A 16723-nucleotide genomic window follows, 5' to 3' on the forward strand; every position below is an offset into this window, starting at 1 on the left:
TCTGCGACCCGTCTGGAGCGGCAATGAGCGAACTCGTCCACCTGACCTCCGGCGGCGTCAGCGTCGTCGTCGACACGAGCACTGCGCGCCTGCTGCACTGGGGCGCGGCGCTGGATCCCGCCGACCTCGACTCGCTCGCGGCGTCGTCGACCGGATCGGTGACGTTCAGCTCGTTCGATGCTCCGCGCACCTTCCCGTTGCTGGCCGTCGAAGCCGACGGCTGGTCGGGCGCACCGGCACTGGCCTGGCATCGGGGCGGGTCGCACAGCGCTCCACTGCTGCGATCGACCGGGTGGCAGTCGACGGCGACGTCGCTGAAGGCGGAGTTCGCGGATGCCGCGGCCGGGGTCACCGTGGTGCTCGATCTCGCGATGGATGCCGGGGGCGTGCTCACCGCGCAGCTGTCAGTCACCAGCACTGCCGACGATGGCGCCGAGCCGTTGGATCTGCTGGCGGCCCGCATCCTGCTGCCGATTCCCGCGCACGCGACCGAGGTGCTCGACCACACCGGTCGCTGGACCGGCGAGCGGCACCCGCAGCGCGGCGCCCTGCGGCACGGAGCGCACCTGCGACAGGTGCGTCGGGGCCGCGGCGGGCACGATGCCCCCTATCTGACCGCGATCGGCACTGAGGGATTCGGCTTCCGCAGCGGCGAGCTGTGGACAGCGCACGTCGCGTGGAGCGGCGACCTCGAGGTCGGGGTCGAGCGGCTGCCCGAGGGCGCCGGGGTGCACGGCTCGGTGCTCGGCGGGGGAGAGCTGCTGCTGCCGGGCGAGATCCGGCTCGGCGCGGGCGAGACCTACGTGTCGCCGCGGGTGTTCCTCACCTACGGCGAGAGCGGACTCGATTCGGTGTCTGCGCGCCTGCATTCGACAGTGCGATCGTTCGCCGCGCACCCTGCGACGCCGAGGCCGCTCGTGATGAACACCTGGGAGGCGGTCTACTTCGACCACGACCCGGCGAAGATCGCAGCGCTCGCCGAGGCCGCGGCATCCGTCGGAGTGGAGCGTTTCGTGCTCGACGACGGCTGGTTCCGCGGGCGACCCGACGACCGCTCTGGCCTCGGCGACTGGTTCATCGACGACGCCAAGTGGCCCGACGGCCTGCGCCCGCTCGCCGATCACGTGCACGGCCTCGGGATGCAGTTCGGCCTCTGGTTCGAGCCCGAGATGGTGAACCCGGTGTCCGACCTCGTTGCGCAGCATCCGGACTGGGTGCTGCAGGCGTCGACCGACTCGACCACCTGGCGGCACCAGAAAGTGCTCGACCTCTCGAACCCGGATGCCGCGGCCCACCTGCTCGAGCGCATCGATTCACTGGTGTCCGAGGTCGGCATCGACTTCATCAAGTGGGATCACAACCGCGACCTGCATGCGGCGGTGTCGCCGCGCACGGGTCGCGCCTCGGTGCACGCCCAGACCACCGCGTTCTACGCCCTGCTCGATGCGCTGCGCGAGCGGCATCCGTCGTTGGAGATCGAATCGTGCGCGAGCGGCGGCGCCCGAGTCGACCTCGGGGTGCTGCAGCGCACCCAGCGCGTGTGGGCGTCTGATTCGAACGACCCCATCGAGCGGCAGCGCATCCAGCGCTGGACCGGCACGCTCGTGCCGCCGGAGCTCGTCGGCTCGCACGTGGGCCCGCCCATCGCCGAGACGACGCACCGTGCGGCGTCCCTGGCGTTCCGCATGACGACCGCGCTGTTCGGGCATGCCGGCATCGAGTGGGACATCACCCGGTGCACGTCGGAGGAGCGCGAGATGCTGTCGCGGTGGACCGCCCTCTATCGAGAGCTGCGGCCGCTGCTGCACTCGGGCATCACGGTGCGCAGCGACGAGGTCGACGATGAGACCCTGCTGCACGGCGTGATGGCCGGTGACGGCTCGCGGGGTGTGTTCGCGTGGGTGCGGCTGGGCGCCTCGGTCGACGGTTTCACGCCGCGGACTCGGGTTCCCGGGTTGCAGGCGGGGGAGCGGTACCGGTTGCGCGTGCGGGAGGAACTCGGATCGGTGTCGCGCCATCAGGTGTCCGACCCCGCGTGGCTGGAATCCGGGATCGAGGCCACGGGAGCGTTCTTCGAGTCGGTCGGTGTGCCTCTGCCGCTGCTGGCTCCGGGGGCCGCGCTGCTACTCGAGGCCGTGCGAGTGTGACGGAACAGTCCGTGCTAAACTGACTCTTTGTCTGCGCACACTCCTGTGCGTAGTTCGCGTGCTTCCCCCTCTTCGGCCGAGAGATCGGCGGTGTCGGGTGGCGCGCAGACAAGGGATCTTGGGTGAGGCCGTCCGGCCTCACGGTATAGAAGGAGTCACCATCATGGCAGCAGTGTGCCAGGTGACCGGAGCTGTTCCCGGCTTCGGTCACAACGTCTCGCACTCGCACCGCCGGACGAAGCGCCGCTTCGACCCGAACGTGCAGAAGAAGACCTATTTCGTCGCTTCGCTCGGTCGTAAGATCACGCTCAACGTGTCCGCCAAGGGCATCAAGGTGATCGATGTCCGTGGCATCGAGAACGTGGTCAAGGACCTCCAGGCGAAGGGTGTGAAGCTCTAATGGCCAAGAAGGCTCAGGACGTACGTCCGATCATCAAGCTGCGTTCGACGGCAGGTACGGGTTACACGTACGTGACGAAGAAGAACCGCCGCAACACCCCCGACCGCCTCGTGCTCAAGAAGTACGACCCGGTCATCCGTCAGCACGTCGAATTCCGAGAGGAGCGTTGATCAATGGCTAAGAAGAGCAAGATCGCTCGCAACGAGCAGCGCAAGGTCATCGTCGAGCGTTACGCAGAGCGTCGCGCCGAGCTGAAGAAGACCCTGGTCGACCCGAACGCCACCGACGAGGCCCGCGAGGCCGCACGCGTCGGCCTGCAGAAGCTGCCGCGTAACGCGTCGCCGGCTCGCGTGCGTTCGCGCGACGTCATCGACGGCCGCCCCCGCGGTGTCCTCACGAAGTTCGGCGTCTCGCGCGTCCGCTTCCGTGACATGGCACACCGTGGCGAGCTGCCCGGTGTCACCAAGTCGAGCTGGTAAGTCTCAGCAGACAAGCCTGAAGGGGCGAGGATCTTCGGATCCTCGCTCCTTTCGCTGTATCCGGCGGGCTTCGCCCCGCATCCGCCCCATTCCCTTCTGCCCCGGCATCCGCCCCACTCCTTTCTGCCCCGGTATCCGCCCCACTCCTTTCTGCCTCGGCATCCGCCCCACTCCCTTCTGACTTTTCTGCGCCTCGGGAGGAGAACTGCGCTTCGGGAGGAGCAATCTCGAGAATTCCTCCTCCTGAGGCGCAGTCCTCCTCCCGACGGATGCTCACGTGCGAGGGATGTGGGGGTGTGGGATGTGGGGGGTGTGCGGGATATGGGAGGTGTGGGATGTGGGGCTTGTGTGGGGGCCGTGCGGCGGCTGGCACAGGGTCGCGGGCGGCGTGACCTCTTCTGCACGGAGGCGGATCTGAGGCGGCGCAGCACGAATCGCGGATGCCGAGTCGATCAAGGATGCGGGCATCAGCGATCCTCGACGGATGAACCCCAGACAGGCGCTGACGCAGCGCGACGGCGTGGCCCGCACAGAGACCCTGACACGGCTCGGGGTCAGCAGGCACGCGCTTCGATCGTCTGTTCAGAGGGGTGACGTCATCGCTGTGCGCCGAGGGTGGGTCGCGCTGCCGGATGCCGACCCGATGCTGCTCGCGGCTGCCCGCCGTGGGGTGTTCCTGACTTGCGTCACTCTTGCGGCGCGGAAAGGGCTGTGGGTGCTCGGCGCCTCGCAGCCGCACGTCGCTGCGCCGGCGCGATCAGGCCACGTGAAGTTGTCCCGTGGCACGGTGCACTGGAACGAACCGGTGTTCCCGCGGGACCCGGACTCACGTGAGGACTCGCTCGAGAACGCCCTGATCCTGGTCGCGGGGTGCCAGCCGCACGAGAGTGCCCTCGCGACCTGGGAGTCGGCCTTGCGACAGAACCTCATCGCACCCGGCGTCCTCGAGCGGGCACCGCTTCCGCCGGCTGCTCGTCGTCTGCTCGCGGATGCGCGACAATTCGCCGATTCCGGGACCGAGAGCATCTTCCAGGTGCGGCTGAGGTGGCTGAGGATCCCCGTCGTGCCCCAGGTCTGGATACTCGGCCACCGGGTCGACTTCGTCATCGGTGAGCGACTGGTCATTCAGATCGACGGCGGTCATCATGTCGGTGAACAGCGGACGAGCGACATCGCCCATGATGCTCTTCTGAAACTGCACGGCTATCACGTGATCCGCATCGGCTACGACCAGTTGATGAGCCAATGGCCGCAGGTGCAGCAGCTGATCCTGACCGCGATCGGGCAGCGTCTGCACATCGCGGCCTGAGTCATTCGCGCTCCCGCATCCGCACCCCCGCATCCGCATCTCTCCCCGTACCCCCCCCCCCCCCCGCATCCGCATCCCCCGGGAGGAAGACTGCGCCTCGGGAGGACCGAATCCGGAGATCTCTCCTCCCGAGGCGCAGTTCTCCTCCCGAGGCGCAGCGCCGTGCGGGGGAGGCGCAGCGCCGTGCGGGGGAGGCGCAGCGCGATGCGGGGCGAGCCGCACGGTGTGGGGCGAGCCGCACGGTGTGGGGGCCAGGGGCAGTGCCATACGGGGGGCGAAGCCCGCTGCGAGCCGCGGAACGGCGGTGTTCGGCCGTCTGACAGGGCACCACAGGGGTCACATTCGTCACTTCTGCACCACGACACGCCGCCGAATACCCCAAAACCCGCGAAATGACGCGGAAATGTGGGCGGTGGTTGGTACATTCAAGGCGGTCACTCGACCAACGGAGGGCAGTCGCCCTTCGAACACCAACGATGCGACGGGAACCTCGTCGCTGGAGGATGACATGGCTGACAAGTCCATCACCAAGACCGAGCTCGTCGCGAGCATCGCTTCCGCCACCGGCCAGAGCCAGGCCACCGTCTCGGGTGTCCTCGACGCGCTGTTCTCCTCGGTCTCCGACGCTGTTGCCAAGGGCAGCAAGGTCTCGATCCCGGGCTGGATCTCGTTCGAGCAGGTCGCAACCGCAGCTCGCACGGGCCGCAACCCGCAGACCGGCGCCGAGATCAAGATCCCGGCCGGCCACCGCGTCAAGGTGACCGCTGGTTCCAAGCTCAAGGCTGCCGTCAAGTAAGACTGCACCTCTTCGAAGGCCGCCCCCGATCCGTCGGGGGCGGCCTTCGTGCTCCCGCCCCGATTCTGCGGCTTAGGCTTGAGGGGTGAGTGCCCGCGCCGTGCAGACCCCGAACCGCTCCGCGTATCGCGCGGCCGGAGTCGGAATCCTGCTCGCGACCGGATTGATCGGCGTGCTCATCGCCCTCGTGATCGGCGGAGGTGCGGCGCCACTGCTGCTGCAGGACCCAGGACCGTTCGTGCGCTGGGCCACCCCCATCGTCAAGCTCGTGATGAACATCGCGGCTGCGGCGATGCTGGGCTCTCTCGTGCTGGCGCTGTTCGCGTTGCGCAGCGAGGAGAAGTCGTTCGACACGGCCCTCAACACGGCCTCGGCCGGCGCGGCACTCTTCACGGTCACCGCGGGCATCAGCGGTTTCTTCACGTTCATGGCCGCCTTCAACCCGCAGCTGAGCGCCGAGCGCGAGTTCGGCGAGCAGCTCGGACGATTCCTGCTGCAGCTGCCGCTCGGTCAGTCGTGGCTGATCACCACGATCATGGGCTCGGTGATCACCGTGCTCGCGTTCGCGTGGCGCACATGGACGCCCACGCTGATCACGGCGCTCCTCGCCGCGGCATCCTTCCTCCCTCTGGCGACCCAGGGGCACTCCGGAGAACTCTCCGGCCACAACATCGCGGTGAACTCGATCCTGCTGCACACGATCGGAGCGGCGGTGTGGCTCGGTGGTCTGCTGCTCGTCGTGATCCTGCGCGACCGCTCGGGCGTGGGCACCGCGCGGCTGGTCAGTCGCTACTCGAGCCTCGCGATCGCCGCGTTCGCGGTCGTCGCCATCTCGGGCCTGGCGCGTTCCGTCGTCTCCTTCGGCGACATCTCTCAGCTCTGGACGCCCTACGGCACGATCCTGCTCGCGAAGGTCGTGCTCCTGGTGGGCATGGGTCTGCTCGGTGCCTGGTACCGCATCCGCCTGATCCCTCGCCTCGAAGGGGCGGGAGCCGCACGCTGGTTCTGGATGCTGGTGCTGTGCGAGGTCGCGCTGATGGGTCTTGCCTCGGGGGCCGCCGCCGCGCTCGCGCGCACACCTCCGCCCACCGGCGAGGAGGCCGCGTTCGTGCAGACGCCGGCTGAGAACCTCACCCGCTCACCGCTGCCTCCCGAGTTCACGATCGACCGCTGGTTCACGGCGTGGGACATCGACGTGCTCTGGCTGGTGGCGGTCGGCTTCGGTCTCTTCCTGTATCTCGCAGGGGTGCGCCGTCTGCGCCTGCGGGGAGATCGCTGGCCGATCCACCGCACCGTCTTCTGGGTGCTGGGAATGCTGATGCTGCTGTGGGTCACGGGCGGCCCGATCAACGCGTATCAGGAGTATCTCTTCAGCGTGCACATGCTGGGGCACATGATGCTGTCGATGGCGATCCCGCTGCTGCTGGTCTCGGGCGCGCCGGTCACGCTGGCTCTCCGAGCGATCCACAAGCGCGACGACGGCACCCGCGGCGGCCGTGAATGGATCATGTGGGCGGTGCACTCGCCGTTCTCGAAGGTGGTCACCCACCCGTTCGTCGCGGCGGGCATCTTCATCCTGTCGCTGTGGGCCTTCTACTTCACCGACCTCGTGCGCTGGTCGATGTTCGAGCACCTCGGTCACGAGTGGATGGTCGCCCACTTCCTCATCTCGGGATACCTGTTCGTGCTGAGCCTGATCGGCGCCGACCCCGTGCCGTACCGTCTGCCGTATCCAGGACGCCTCATCACGCTGATCGCGATCATGGCCATGCACGCCTTCTTCGGTGTCGCGATCATGATGCAGGAGGGGCTCATGGTCGCCGACTGGTTCGGGTCGATGGGGCGCACGTGGGGCCCTACGCCGCTCGAAGACCAGTACATCGGCGGCGGCATCGCGTGGTCGATCGGCGAGATCCCGACCCTGATCCTCGCGATCACGGTGGCGATCCAGTGGAGCCGCAGCGACACCAAGCTGCAGAAGCGCCGCGACCGGCATGCCGACCGCACGGGCGAGGCGGAGCTCGAGGAGTACAACGAGAAGCTCGCGGCACTCGCAGCGCGCGACCTCCGTCAGGCCGAGCGCGAAGCGCGCTGACCCTGCGCCTGCCGGGCGCTCAGCCGGTTGCTCAGCCGGTCGACTCCTCGCCGGGGGACCCGACCCGGATCGACACCTTTCCGTCCGGGAGGATCGTGATCGATCCGTTGACCTGGAACGGGACGTCTTCGGACACTTCTTGGACAGATCCGTCGAAGAGAGACCTGATCTCGACATCGACGTGTGCGACCGCATCCGTCGGTGGGATCTTCCAGTGTCCGCCGTCGGGAACGACGTTCACCTGGGGCTGAGCCGCGATCGACCACTTCGGCAGCGAGGCGAGACGGTTGGAGACCTCGAGGCCGAACGGGCACGCGGTCGGCTGCAGCACCTCCTGTGCGGTGCAGGCAGTGAGGAACTCCTCGACGCGCTGCTGCACCACGGCGACGAAGTCGGGGGTGGGCTCGGTCTGCACGTCGACGGGAGTCGTGGCGAGCGGGGTGTCTGCCAGGACGCCGACACCGTCGGAGTCGGCGATCGCCGTGTCGACGGTGACCGAGTACAGCCCCGGGGTGAAGACCAACAGTGGCAGAGAATCGAGGGGAGCGGCCTGCGCACCCGCGGCCGACACCTGGCGGCGGTCCATCTCGAAGCCGTTGACGGCGAACTGATCGGCGCCGCGCAGCGTGAGTTCGACCACGGCCAGAGGGCTCGTCGTGAAGCGCCAGTTGGGGGTGACGCCCGCCCAGCCGTCCTGCTCGACGGTGAAGGTGGTCGTGCCTGCGTAGCCGCTCGCCGTGTAGGACACGGTCACCTCGGTCTTGCCGGCGTCGTCGGGCTTCTCCGACGTCACCTCGACGTCGGTGAGCGGAGCGAGGGCCGCGTGGCGCAGCAGAGCCTCTGACGCCGTGGCTCCGATACCGGCGACCTCGAGCGTCTCTCGATCGATCGCGACGCCCGGCACGCGAAGGGCATCTGCCGCTCGCCCTTCGGAGAGCAGATCGAGATAGCGCACGACGAAGGCCGATGGGCCGTAGAACTGCTGGTAGAGGGTGGCCCCGCCTGCGCCGAGAGCGGCGACGAGCACGAGACCGACCACCGCGAGCATCGCGAGATCGGCAGCCAGGCGCGAGCGCCGGGGCGCCTTCGACTCGACCTGCTGCATGGCGTCAGTCTAGGAGCGCGGCCTGGGACGATGCCGTGCGCGGGTCGCCATGCGTCGAGCGCGATCGCTGTGTCCCTCGGATGCCGGGTGTGCGGCGCCACGTAGCATGGGGAGGCACGATCTCCACGTGCACTCCCGCCTCCCAGCCGTGTGAGAGAACCGTGTCGCTTCCCGCCCTGTCCGAAGAGCAGCAAGAGCTGTTCCGGCTGATCGAGGACACCAGCGAGCACGTCTTCATCACCGGCCGCGCGGGAACCGGCAAGTCGACCCTGCTGCAGTACTTCTCCTGGAACACGAAGAAGCAGATCGCGATCTGCGCACCCACCGGTGTCGCCGCGCTGAACGTCGAGGGCCAGACGATCCACTCGCTGTTCCGGCTGCCGATCGGTCTGATCGGCGACTCGGACATCGATCAGAACGACAACACGAGACGGATCCTCAACGCGATCGAGACGCTCGTGATCGACGAGATCTCGATGGTCAACGCCGACCTGATGGACGCGATCGACCGTTCGCTCCGGCAGGCGCGGGGCAAGCGCGGAATCCCGTTCGGCGGAGTGCAGATCGTGATGTTCGGCGACCCGTATCAGCTGGCTCCCGTGCCACCGCGCGGCGATGAGCTGCGCTACGTGAAGGACCACTACCGCTCGTTCTGGTTCTTCGATGCCAAGGTCTGGGCCGGCTCCGCCGGCGGCGAGGCGCCGGAAGAGGAAGAGGGTCTCTTCGCCGTCGACACCCGCGCCGAGCTGCACGTGCGAGAGCTCGTGCAGATCCACCGGCAGTCGGATGACGGCTTCAAGGCCATGCTGAACGCGGTGCGGTACGGCCGGGTCACCGCCGAGATCGCGGGAGTGCTCAACACGCAGGGCGCACGCACGCCACCGGATCCGGAGCCCGGGGAGGTGCCGATGATCACGCTCGCCACCCGCAACGACATCGTCAACACGATCAACAGCCGCCACCTCGCCGCTCTCCCCGGCAAGGAGCAGACCGCGAAGGCCGAGGTGAGCGGCGAGTTCGGCAGGGGCGAGGCATCGCTGCCCGCCGAGTCGGAGCTCAAGCTGAAGATCGGCGCGCAGGTGATGTTCCTCCGCAACGACACCTCGATGTCGGGTGAGCCGCCTCGGTGGGTGAACGGCACGATCGGCACGGTCGTGCGCATCCTCGGCGAGACCGTGCGCGTCGAGATCGACGGAGACGAGGTCGATGTCGAGCCCGCGGTCTGGGAACGCTTCCGTTATTCGTATGAGGCGAGCACGAAGAAACTGTCGCGCGACGTCGTCGCGGAGTTCACGCAGTTCCCGTTGCGTCTCGCCTGGGCCGTCACGATCCACAAGTCACAGGGAAAGACCTACGACCGCGCGATCATCGACCTCGGGTCCGGCGCGTTCGCACCGGGGCAGACCTACGTCGCGCTCTCTCGGCTCACGTCGCTCGACGGGCTCTACCTCTCGAGGGCGCTGCGCCCGAGCGACATCCGCGTCGACGAGGACGTGCGCCGCTTCATGCGCGACGCGTGGCTCGCAGCATCCACCCCTGAGGTCGGGAACGCCTGAGGGCTCTTTCAGGCGGCGAGGCGTGCGCGGTCGAGGTCCTCGAACAGCTCGGTGTTGAAGCGGTAGGCGAGGAGCACCTCGTCGATCACGCGCTCGCGCTCGGCGTCGTCCCACGGCGCTGCGTCCAGCTGCTCGCGGTAGACGTCCTTGAACGCCGACGGGTCGGCGATGTCGTCGAACAGGTAGAAACCGATGCCGTTGGTCTCGAAACCGAAGCGGCGTGCCATCACTCGTCCGATGAAGATGCCACCCGACAGGTCGCCGAGGTAGCGCGTGTAGTGGTGCGCGACGAAGCCTCCGGGCCAGGTCGCGCCCACCTGACGGATGCGCTCGACATAGCGCTGCGTGGTGGGCAGCGCGACGATCTCGTCGCGCCAGCCGACGCCGAGCAGGAACTCGAGGTCGGCTTCGAGCGCCGGAAGACGGGTGAGCTTGTCGCTGATGAAGACCGACGCCACCGGATCCTGCCGCATGCGGTCGCCCGCCGACTCGAGCGCCTCGTAGATGAAGTAGTGCTGTGCGACGAGCGCGATGTAGTCCTCGCGCGAGCCCTCGCCCTTGAGCAGGTCGGACATGAAGCCGGCACCCTCACTGCGCGAGTGCGAACCGGAGGAGCGCTCACGGAGGGCTGCGGAGAAGGAGAGGATCTCGGACATGTGCCAAGTGTAAGGGTTGCCTAACCTGGAGCGAAAGCCCGATATCCCACAGACTCACGCGTGCGGACGCGGCTCGACCCCGAGCTTCTCGCATGCGAGGTCGTAGAGCGCGACGACCTCGCGGCGCACGGCGGGCCGCTCGGTGATGGGGCCGGAGGGCCATGCGATGCGCAGTTCGGAGGCCGCCCCCGAGCGGGTGACCTCCCAGACGCCGCCGTCACCGTCGAGATCTGTCATCACGGCATCGGTGATCTCGCCGTGCTCGGCGGCGGAGAAGGCACGCGTGATGAGCAGATTGTCGTCGGTGTGGTCGCCGTTCATGTGGCGCAGGATGGCGGAGACGACCTCGGCGTCGAAGATGTGGGGCATGCTGATCACCCTAAAGGGGCGCCCGCGATGCGATCTTTCAGGAACGGCGTTCTAGACTCGGGAGACACGTCTTCCGGGGGTCCCCTTTCATGCAGCTTCTCTCGTCGCGCACGTTCCGCGCAGCAGCGGCCGGCGTCGCCGTGCTCGGGCTCTTCCTCACCGGCTGTACCGCCGAGCCGGAGTTCAGCTACGAGCCGCCTGCCCAGGTCGAGGGCGCGCTGCCCGACGACACCGTCGCAGCCATGGAGGCCGCCGTCGCCAACGCGCTCGCCGCGTCGGGGGCGTCGGGTGCTGTCGTGGGTGTGTGGGCTCCCTGGAGCGGCAGCTGGGTCGCCGGCGTCGGCACGCAGGGGCCCGGCTCCGATGAGGAGATCAGCACCGACATGGCCTTCCGCATCGCGGACATGACGCGGCTCATGACGTGCGATGTGCTCTACGGCCTCGCCGATGAGGGCGTGGTCGGACTCGACGACCCCGTGCCCGACTACGTCTCGGGTGTCGCCGACATGCAGGACGTCACGCTTCTCGACCTGTGCAACAGCACGAGCGGAGCCGGCTCGTCAGAGGCGACCGCACGGGCCGCGTGGTTCACGACTCCCGAGCGCGTGTGGGCACCGCTCGAGCTCGCGGCCTACGGCCTCGGCGCTCCGCGCGCCACGCCGAAGACGACCTACACCAACTCCGACGCCGGCTACCTGCTGCTCGGGCTCGCTCTCGAGCGTGCATCAGGCCTCACGGCATCCGAACTGATCGCCGAGTACGTGGCCGAGCCGCTCGGTCTCTCCCAGACGTCGCTGCCCTCGCCGGCCGCAGCTGCGCCCTCGACGGGGCCGGTCATGAACGGGCACTACCTGACGCCCATCGAGGGCGGATACAACTGTGCGGCCCCGACCGACATCACCACGCTGTCGTCGAGCACCGGGTACACCGACTCCGGCGTCGTGTCGACGATCGAGGAGCTCGGCCGGTACACCCAGGCTGAGGCAGCGCAGGAGCTTCGGACGAAGGACGAGCCGAATCGCTTCGGAGCCCCGTTGCCGCAGAGCCCCGGGGCGCCCTCATGGTTCCAGGCCACCGGAGGAGCCCTGCTCGTCGGATCGATGGTCGGACAGTCGGGATGGACTCCCGGATATCAGACGTCGGCGTTCTCGGATCCTGAGACCGGCTTCACGGTCGCGGTATCGCTGAACGACTCGACGACCGGTGGGTTGACCGCGATGTTCCTGGCATGGGAGCTCGCCGCGATCGCATCGAAGGCTCCCGCGGCCGCGGGAGAGACGGCCCCTGAGTTCGGGCTGCCGTTCACCGCCGAGCAGTACCACCAGGAGATCACCGACTCCGCGATCCCCTGCGTCGCACCGCCCGAGGGCTGACCTCGGAGGCGAGTACGCGCAGCCGGCTACCGCTCGGGTTCGTCGTCGGTCTCGACTCCGGGCCCAGGGCCGGGGCGCACAGCAGCGTCGGGGGCGACGTCGATGCGGGTGTTGCCGTCGTGCTCGGAGACCTCGATGCGGGGCGCGGCGTCGGCTTCGGTCGCGTCCGGTGCCGAGGTCAGCTGATCGTGGCGCTTCTCTTCGCTGGTCATGTCGGAGGTCATCCAGAGAACCTATGAAGTCGGTGCGCGCGCGGCGACGGGGTTGACATCCCGCGTCATATCGATATCTGCTCCTCGGGCGTCCGCGCGGTGAGCAAGCAGCTCAGGTCGTCATCGCTAGATTCGGCGCGTCACCATCGGACGGTGCGTCGGCCGGAGCGCCAGCCGGACACCGTTCTCCTTCTTTCAGTTCTCAGAAAAGAGCGGCTCTCATGTCCGGCACTCCACGCAAAGCACTCGCCGAAGCGATCGCCACGTTCCTCTTCGTCCTCACGATCATCGCGGCGATCAACAGCGAGAGCCCGCTGACCCCGCTCGCGATCGGCTTCACCCTCGCCGTGCTCGTCTTCTCCACCGGCCACATCTCGGGCGCTCACCTCAACCCGGCGGTCTCCGTCGGCGTCTTCCTCCGTGGCGGTCTCAGCGTCGTCGACTTCATCTCCTATCTCGTGGCGCAGTTCGTCGGTGGCGCGCTCGCCGCGCTGGTCAGTTTCGCAGTGTGGCCTACCGGCGGCGAGGCCCTGATCGTCGAGGTGGGCCCTGCCTTCTTCGTCGAGGCGCTGTTCACGCTGATCCTCGTCTGGGTCGTGCTCAACACCGCGACCTCGAAGGACACCGAGGGCAACTCGTTCTACGGCCTCGCGATCGGTGCGACGGTGTTCGTCGGCGCGGCGACCGTGGGGTCGATCTCGGGCGGCGGCTTCAATCCTGCGGTGGCGCTGGGCCTCTCTGTCGGTGGCTACTTCGACTGGGCCTCGCTGTGGCTCTATATCGTCGCCCCCGTGGTCGGCGCGGTCATCGCGGCTCTGCTCTTCCGCGTGCTCAACGCGGACGACGCGAAGAAGATCGGCGCGTAACCCTCGTCATCGAACGCCGCGCTCCGCGGCTGTTCCGGTCGCGCTTCGTGCCGCGAGTCGTCGACTGAGGCGGCACGAACTGCGACCGGAGCGCCGAAGGGCGGCATCCCGAAGTCATCCGTCCGGGGGATGCCGGGGGGGAAGGCTCGTCATAGCGTGGGTGCATGCTGATCGTCGAAGAACTCCACATGCTGCTCCTCCGGCCTGATGGCCGCGTCGAGAGCGCGGTGAGCGTGAACCGCCTCTACGGCGAGGTCGCCGCCGTCATCGTCGACCTCGCCCTGCACGGACGCATCTCGGTGTCGGACGAGAAGAACCCGGTCGTCGACATCGTGTCGACCGAACCGACCGGCAACCCGATCCTCGACACGACGCTGCAGCGCCTCGTGCCGCTGCGGGGCAAACGACTGCAGTCTCTCGTCGTGCGGCCCAAGCTCGATCCGCTCGAGGTCGTCGTCGAGTCGCTCGTCGTGCAGGGCGTCCTCGTGCGGGGAGAGCGCGGATTCTTCGGCTGGGGGTCGGCGCGCACTCCCGAATCCGACTCGACGCCTGAGCAGATGCTGCGCTCCCGGCTCGCCGCCGTGCTCGCCGGAACCGGCGCTCCGACGAAGGCCGATCTGGCGTTGCTGTCGATCCTGCAGAACCTGAACGCGGCGCACGCGATCCTGCGCGACGAATGCGGCGGAATGTCGGCGCGTGACCTCAAGAAGCGGATCGAAGCGCTCACCGCGGGGTCACCGACAGGGGATGCCGTGGCCAAGGCCGTCAACGACGCGATCGCCGCGGCCATGGTGGCCATCATGACCCCGACGCTCGTGGCAGCGACCATCACCTGACGACGGGGGACCGCTCAGCGCAGCACGGTCACGCGCTCTGCGAGTTCGTCGATCACGGGGTTCGGGTCGACGGGGTCGACGACCACGCCTACGACGGCCTCGAGGTCGAGCACGGGGTAGCGCGACGTCGCACCGATCTTCTCTTCGCTGCCGAGCACGTACGTCTGCGCACAGCGGGCAGCGATCGCGCGCTTGGTGACGGCGTCGTCGAGGTTGCCGGTGGTCAGGCCGCGCTCGGGGTCGATGCCCGTGGCGCCGAGGAAGAACAGCTCGGCGGCGAGGTGCTGCACGGCCTCCATGGCCAGCGGGCCGCTCGCGACCATCGAGAAGCGTGCGAGCTCGCCACCGATGATCACGACGCGAGCGTCGGAGTGTTCGGCGACCGCGAGGGCGATCGCCGGGCTGGGGGTGATCACGGTCAGGTCGGCGCCGTGCGGCAGCATCCGGGACATGGCGAGAGTCGTCGTGCCGGCGTCCAGCACGATCGTCGACCCCGGGGTGATCAGCTCGATGGCGCGGCGTGCGACGCGCTCCTTGCTCTCGGTGGCGAGCAAGGCACGCTGGTCGACGGGGCGATCGGCCGGCGGAATCGGCAGGGCGCCGCCGTACACCCGCACCATCTCGCCGGCATCGGCGAGCTCGCGGAGGTCGCGGCGGATCGAGTCCTCTGAGATGCCCAGCTCGACGGCGACGTCCTTCGCCACCACGCGGCCGTCCCTGCGCAGGATCTCTCGCAGGTGGTCTTTGCGCTGTGCGCCCAGCATCCGACTCCTCGGAATCTTGTTAGTTCACGAAGTTGCACGTTCTTGCACGGTTAAGGTTACAGTCTTCTCCATGACGAGTCCACTCCTGATCCTGATCGCCGGCCCCTACCGCTCGGGCACCGGCGGCGACCCCGCCCTCATCGCCCGCAACCTCGAACGACTCGAAGAGGCCGCGGCGCCGATCCACCGCCTCGGTCACGTGCCGATGATCGGCGAGTGGGTCGCCCTGCCGATCCTCCGAGGCATGGACGAGGCGGATGCTGCCGGCGGTGACGTCATGTATGAGACCGCGCACCGACTCCTGCAGCACTGCGACGCCGTGCTCCGCCTGCCGGGCGACTCGGCGGGTGCCGACAAGGACGTCGAGATCGCCCTCGAGCGCGGCCTGCCCGTGTATCGGTCTATCGACGAGATCCCCGCGCGTGAGGTCGCCGCGGCGTAGGCGACCCGCGTGGATAGGCTTTCGAGCATGACCGATGATGTCCGCAACGTCCACGACGCCCTCTCGCTGATCACCGAGCACTGGCAGCCACACCGTCTCACGAGCATCAACGACTACGACGTCAAGGTGGTCAAGCTGCAGGGCGAGTTCGTGTGGCATACCCACCCCGACACCGATGAGCTGTTCATGGTGGTGAGCGGACAGCTGACCATCCAGCTGCGCGACCGCGACGTGGTCTTGCACCCGAATGACGTGTTCGTCGTGCCGCGTGGAGTCGAGCACTGCCCGAAGGCGGAGGACGAGGTGCACGCGATCCTGTTCGAGCCGAAGGGCACGGTCAACACCGGCGACGCCGGCGGAGACCTGACGGCGACGCTGCAGGAGCTCGACTGACCGACGAGCTGCGCGTCAGATCCTGAACCGCACGCCGGCCAGGTGCTCGACGACGGCCCACAGTTCAGCGCCCACGTCGACCGAGCGCACCTGCGCGCTCGCGGCGACGCGCTTCGGCGCCCCGCGGAACTCCAGCAGCCCGCCGGGTCCCCAGTAATCGCCGCCCGTCGCGTCGGCGGCGACCGTCGCATGCACGATGGGCGCCGCGCCCGCGTCTTTGCCCTGCACGAGCGGGCGGCTGAGTGAGGCGAGAGCTCGCGCCGCTGCCGACACCTCGGCGAGGCCGTCGCGGTGCGGAGTCAACGGGTCGACCGCGTAGCCCGGGTGCGCACACAGTGCTGACCGCGCCGAGCCCCTCCAGCGCCGGTTGAGCTCGAACGTGAAGGCCATCAGCGCGGCCTTCGACCGGCCGTACTGGCGCAGCGACGGCCCGGCCCACGGCTGCTCGAGCGTGGCGGGGTCGATCTCGGCGAAGCGATGAGCCAGCGAACCCACTGCGACGACCCGGGCGTCGTCGGCGAGCACGTCGGCGAGCCGGGCGATCAGGGCGAAGTGTCCGACGAAGTTCGTGCCCACCATCAGGTCGAGGCCATCTACGGTGCGGCTGCTGCGATCGGCCGCCTTCACTCCGGCGTTGCAGATCACGCCGTCGATGCGCTCGTCGACGGATGCAGCGGCCTCGGTGATGCTCGCGAGCGAGCCGAGATCCATCGGGAGGATGCCGAGGTCGGCGCCGGGCGCGTGCGCGCGGATCGAGGATGCCGCGACCTCCGCCCGCTCGGTCGACCGGCAACCGAGCAGCACCCTGGCACCATGCCCGGCGAGGATCTCGGCGCACCAGTATCCGATGCCCGCGTTCGCCCCGGTCACGAGGATCGTGCGGCCGGTGAGATCGGGAAGCGCGAGCGAGAGGGGCATGCCCTCC

The 16723-nt window shown here is 68.4% G+C and carries 19 protein-coding genes; 13 read left to right on the forward strand and 6 right to left on the reverse strand.

All coding sequences use genetic code 11. The annotated features are described in order from the left end of the window. Window positions 1-23: 23 nt before the first annotated feature. From ACIOU8_RS15150 to ACIOU8_RS15180, 7 genes are all read left to right on the forward strand, one after another. Window positions 24-2147: an alpha-galactosidase gene (locus tag ACIOU8_RS15150; RefSeq protein ID WP_400791147.1), complete on the forward strand. Its 2124-nt coding sequence runs from the start codon at window positions 24-26 to the stop codon at window positions 2145-2147. Window positions 2148-2310: 163 nt separating this feature from the next. Beyond that, complete coding sequence (gene rpmB, locus ACIOU8_RS15155; RefSeq protein WP_042540533.1) at window positions 2311-2547, forward strand: 50S ribosomal protein L28; 237 nt, start codon at window positions 2311-2313, stop codon at window positions 2545-2547. Beyond that, entirely contained in the window at window positions 2547-2717 is a 171-nt protein-coding gene (rpmG, locus tag ACIOU8_RS15160; protein ID WP_017203558.1) for a 50S ribosomal protein L33, read from the forward strand. The genes rpmB and rpmG overlap by 1 nt, the downstream gene beginning before the upstream one ends. Before the next feature lie 3 nt (window positions 2718-2720). Then, window positions 2721-3026, forward strand: a complete 306-nt coding sequence (rpsN, locus tag ACIOU8_RS15165) for a 30S ribosomal protein S14 (protein WP_042540535.1) — start codon at window positions 2721-2723, stop codon at window positions 3024-3026. A 484-nt stretch (window positions 3027-3510) separates the two neighbouring features. Next, window positions 3511-4335: an endonuclease domain-containing protein gene (locus ACIOU8_RS15170; protein WP_400791150.1), complete on the forward strand. Its 825-nt coding sequence runs from the start codon at window positions 3511-3513 to the stop codon at window positions 4333-4335. 508 nt (window positions 4336-4843) lie between these two features. After that, a complete protein-coding gene (locus ACIOU8_RS15175; protein ID WP_042541574.1) occupies window positions 4844-5131 on the forward strand; it encodes an HU family DNA-binding protein in 288 nt (95 codons plus the stop codon). An 85-nt stretch (window positions 5132-5216) separates the two neighbouring features. Next, entirely contained in the window at window positions 5217-7226 is a 2010-nt protein-coding gene (locus tag ACIOU8_RS15180) for a cytochrome c oxidase assembly protein (RefSeq protein WP_400791153.1), read from the forward strand. A 31-nt stretch (window positions 7227-7257) separates the two neighbouring features. Here ACIOU8_RS15180 and ACIOU8_RS15185 read toward each other — a convergent pair whose 3' ends face one another. Continuing rightward, window positions 7258-8331, reverse strand: coding sequence for a hypothetical protein (locus ACIOU8_RS15185; protein WP_400791155.1), 1074 nt, complete (start codon window positions 8329-8331; stop codon window positions 7258-7260). 161 nt (window positions 8332-8492) lie between these two features. Here ACIOU8_RS15185 and ACIOU8_RS15190 point away from each other — a divergent pair, with 161 nt between their 5' ends. Next, window positions 8493-9887, forward strand: a complete 1395-nt coding sequence (locus tag ACIOU8_RS15190) for an ATP-dependent RecD-like DNA helicase (protein WP_400791158.1) — start codon at window positions 8493-8495, stop codon at window positions 9885-9887. A gap of 8 nt (window positions 9888-9895) precedes the next feature. On the opposite strand, the gene ACIOU8_RS15195 is transcribed toward ACIOU8_RS15190, so the two are convergent. After that, on the reverse strand, window positions 9896-10543 hold the full coding sequence (locus tag ACIOU8_RS15195; protein WP_400791161.1) for a heme oxygenase (biliverdin-producing): 648 nt from the start codon (window positions 10541-10543) through the stop codon (window positions 9896-9898). A gap of 54 nt (window positions 10544-10597) precedes the next feature. Then, window positions 10598-10912, reverse strand: coding sequence for a DUF2470 domain-containing protein (locus ACIOU8_RS15200; protein WP_400791164.1), 315 nt, complete (start codon window positions 10910-10912; stop codon window positions 10598-10600). 89 nt (window positions 10913-11001) lie between these two features. Between ACIOU8_RS15200 and ACIOU8_RS15205 the strand changes: the two genes are divergently transcribed. Further along, window positions 11002-12285, forward strand: a complete 1284-nt coding sequence (locus ACIOU8_RS15205; RefSeq protein ID WP_400791166.1) for a serine hydrolase domain-containing protein — start codon at window positions 11002-11004, stop codon at window positions 12283-12285. A gap of 26 nt (window positions 12286-12311) precedes the next feature. Here the strand turns inward: ACIOU8_RS15205 and ACIOU8_RS15210 are convergent, their stop codons facing one another. After that, on the reverse strand, window positions 12312-12509 hold the full coding sequence (locus tag ACIOU8_RS15210; RefSeq protein ID WP_400791168.1) for a multidrug transporter: 198 nt from the start codon (window positions 12507-12509) through the stop codon (window positions 12312-12314). A 209-nt stretch (window positions 12510-12718) separates the two neighbouring features. On the opposite strand from ACIOU8_RS15210, the gene ACIOU8_RS15215 reads away from it, so the two are divergent. Together ACIOU8_RS15215 and ACIOU8_RS15220 are read left to right on the forward strand one after the other, a co-directional pair. Further along, entirely contained in the window at window positions 12719-13363 is a 645-nt protein-coding gene (locus tag ACIOU8_RS15215) for an MIP/aquaporin family protein (RefSeq protein ID WP_400791170.1), read from the forward strand. 164 nt (window positions 13364-13527) lie between these two features. Continuing rightward, window positions 13528-14199: a GPP34 family phosphoprotein gene (locus ACIOU8_RS15220; protein ID WP_400791172.1), complete on the forward strand. Its 672-nt coding sequence runs from the start codon at window positions 13528-13530 to the stop codon at window positions 14197-14199. 14 nt (window positions 14200-14213) lie between these two features. Here ACIOU8_RS15220 and ACIOU8_RS15225 read toward each other — a convergent pair whose 3' ends face one another. Beyond that, window positions 14214-14963, reverse strand: a complete 750-nt coding sequence (locus ACIOU8_RS15225; protein ID WP_400791174.1) for a DeoR/GlpR family DNA-binding transcription regulator — start codon at window positions 14961-14963, stop codon at window positions 14214-14216. Window positions 14964-15033: 70 nt separating this feature from the next. Between ACIOU8_RS15225 and ACIOU8_RS15230 the strand changes: the two genes are divergently transcribed. Next, on the forward strand, window positions 15034-15405 hold the full coding sequence (locus ACIOU8_RS15230) for a DUF4406 domain-containing protein (RefSeq protein WP_400791176.1): 372 nt from the start codon (window positions 15034-15036) through the stop codon (window positions 15403-15405). Between the two features lie 27 nt (window positions 15406-15432). Then, on the forward strand, window positions 15433-15798 hold the full coding sequence (locus ACIOU8_RS15235) for a cupin domain-containing protein (RefSeq protein ID WP_400791178.1): 366 nt from the start codon (window positions 15433-15435) through the stop codon (window positions 15796-15798). A gap of 15 nt (window positions 15799-15813) precedes the next feature. Here the strand turns inward: ACIOU8_RS15235 and ACIOU8_RS15240 are convergent, their stop codons facing one another. Beyond that, a complete protein-coding gene (locus ACIOU8_RS15240) occupies window positions 15814-16716 on the reverse strand; it encodes an SDR family NAD(P)-dependent oxidoreductase (protein WP_400791180.1) in 903 nt (300 codons plus the stop codon). Window positions 16717-16723 lie beyond the last annotated feature (7 nt).

The sequence above is a fragment of the Microbacterium sp. NPDC087589 genome, assembly GCF_044743635.1.
Classification (GTDB): domain Bacteria; phylum Actinomycetota; class Actinomycetes; order Actinomycetales; family Microbacteriaceae; genus Microbacterium.